We start from the raw sequence: 2360 nt of genomic DNA, 5'->3' as shown, positions 1-2360 counted from the left end.
GATGCTCACCGACGACCTGGTGATCGCCGAGGAAGGCACCAAGTTCGGCCTGCCCGAGATCCTGTTCAACCTGTTCCCCGGCATGGGCGGCTACAGCTTCCTCAAGCGCAAGCTGGGCCCGGTGCTGGCCCGCCAGATCCTGGAGGACGGGCTGTCGCGCAGTGCCCAGGAGGTCAAGGCGCTGGGCCTGGTCGACCTGGTCTGCCCGGAAGGCCAGGCCATGGCTACCTTCGCCCGCTTCATCGCGGACAACCAGCGCCGCTTCGACACCCTGGTCACCCTCAAGCGGGTGCGCGAGCGTGCCGAGCCCTGCGACAAGCGCGAACTCCTCGACATCGTCGACCTATGGGTCGATCTGGCCCTCAAGCTCGACGAGCCGGCCCTGCGCCGCATGGACTGCCTGGCCCGCGTCCAGGAGAAAAAGCGGGCAACGGTCGGCGCCGACGTCGCCGACGCCGCCTGAGCCGATCCCTTTCCCTCCGCGTGACCTTGCGGACTGTCACGGTCCGGCCGGCGCGATGCCTCAGAAAGACATCGCGCCATTTTTCTTGCAACGCAGGGTAGTAGCCTGCCGGTGCACCGCCCACGCCTCCATGGGCGGCGGCGTGTCGGTCCTGCGCCGGATCGTGTGGTCAGGAGGCATCCCATGTCCCGCGATGGGAGCGGCTGCCATCGCGGGACAGTGCCAGCACGGCACGGCCAGCTGTCGGCATGGGACCGTGCTGCCGATAGCCGGCTTGGCAGTGCCGGCAGGACTACCGGGCCGGCCCGACGTCCCTGAACTTGCTACCGCTGCAGGCGCATGCCAGCTTCTCCGGGCACTGGCCGCCATCGTCTTGCCGTCGGGAGCGTCCGGCGTGGAGCCGGTCGGACCGACGGGACGGCATCCATGGCCCCGGCGACCCAGACACTGTCACATGCCCGCTCATGGCGCCGCCAATCCCGCCCATGGGACGGGCCCGTCGCCCATGGGTGTCCCGCGCGGATGGATGAGCGGAGCGAGCCGCCGCCTGCCCGGCTGCTGTCGGCTGTCGCCTGGGCCGCCGGGACGAACGGCGAACGGTGATGCCGGACACGGAGGCTTGCACCGGCGGCCTCGGGGCAGGTCAGGCTGCCGGTGCGGGGCGGGCCGTCCTCAGCGCGTCCAGGCTGTAGATGGCGAGTGCCGCCCAGATCAGGACGAAGCCCAGCAGCCGGCCGACATCGACCGGCTCGGAGAACACGAAGGCACCCACGAAGAACAGGAGGGTGGGTGCTATGTACTGGAGCATGCCGAGGGTGGTGAGTGGCAGGTGCTTGGCGGCGACGTTGAACAGCCAGAGCGGGCCGATCGTGAAGAAGCCGGCCAACATCACCAGGAGGTTGGTGGACAGGTCCAGCCGGGTGAACACGATGCCGCCGGTGGCCTCGGCATAGAGGAACATGGCGCCGGCCAGGGGCAGGGCGAACAGACATTCGAGGAACAGGCCGGCCAGCGGGCCCACCGGCAGGCGCTTGCGCACCAGGCCGTAGATCGAGAAGGAAATGCCGAGGAACAGGGCGATCTTCGGCACCACGCCGGCATATATGATCATCCAGAGCACGCCGAACACGGCGATCCCGACCGCCAGCCACTGCAGGCGCCGCAGCCGCTCGCGCAGCACTACGAGCGCCAGGAGCACGAAGGTCAGCGGCGACAGGAAATAGCCGAGGCTCGCCTCCAGCACGTGGCCGGTCTGGACCGCGATCACGTAGACCAGCCAGTTGCTGGCGATGATCAGGGCCGAGAACAGCATGCCGAGCAGCAGCCTGGGCGTGCGGAACACCCGCGCCACGTCCCGGCGCATCTCGGGCAGAGGCAGGAACAGGGCCAGCATCACCAGCGACCAGACGATCCGGTGTGCCAGCACCTCGATGCTCGTCACATGGTCCAGCGCCTTGAAGTAGAAGGGGTAGAGGCCCCACAGCGAATAGGCCGAAAGCCCCGCCAGGAACCCGATACGGTCGGTGGTCAAGAATCAGGTCCGGGGCTGCACTTGGCCGACTGGCCAGACTGGCGGGCGGGTGCCGCCTGAAGGGATGGTAGCGGCGGAGGGATTTGAACCCCCGACCCAAGGCTTATGAGTCCTTTGCTCTACCACTGAGCTACGCCGCCACACGGGCGTGGAGGTAGGGGCGGCCGGCGATCCTGTCAAGTTCGGGCTGCGGCGAGGATGGGCCGAAGGGAAGCCAGCCGCTAGGGCCCGTTAGTTCTTGAGCCAGTCGAGGGAGGCGGCGAGGCAGAGGACGCCCATGAAGGAGCGGGCGGTCTTCTCGTAGCGGGTGGCGATGGCGCGCCCCTCCTTGAGCCTGGCCCACAAGCGTTCGACCCATCGAGGGCG

3 protein-coding genes and 1 tRNA gene are annotated in these 2360 nt (G+C 68.3%); 1 reads left to right on the top strand and 3 read right to left on the bottom strand.

The features are described 5' to 3' along the window. Window positions 1–463 (top strand): enoyl-CoA hydratase-related protein (locus VNS22_RS17745; protein ID WP_325734737.1); only part of this gene is annotated, 463 nt, incomplete at its 5' end. Between the two features lie 643 nt (window positions 464–1106). Here VNS22_RS17745 and rarD read toward each other — a convergent pair. The 3 genes from rarD to VNS22_RS17730 all read right to left on the bottom strand — a co-directional run. Next, window positions 1107–1994 (bottom strand): EamA family transporter RarD, encoded by an 888-nt coding sequence (gene rarD, locus VNS22_RS17740; protein WP_325734735.1) that lies wholly within the window; start codon window positions 1992–1994, stop codon window positions 1107–1109. Window positions 1995–2059: 65 nt separating this feature from the next. Next, window positions 2060–2134, bottom strand: a tRNA-Met gene (locus VNS22_RS17735). Window positions 2135–2225: 91 nt separating this feature from the next. Further along, on the bottom strand, window positions 2226–2360 hold a 135-nt coding region (locus VNS22_RS17730), incomplete at its 5' end, for a transposase (protein WP_325733676.1).

Source organism: Geminicoccus sp. (assembly GCF_035556675.1).
Lineage (GTDB): Bacteria > Pseudomonadota > Alphaproteobacteria > Geminicoccales > Geminicoccaceae > Geminicoccus.
The sequence above is the reverse complement of the archived record's forward strand: the minus strand, read 5'-3'. Positions and strand labels throughout refer to the sequence as shown.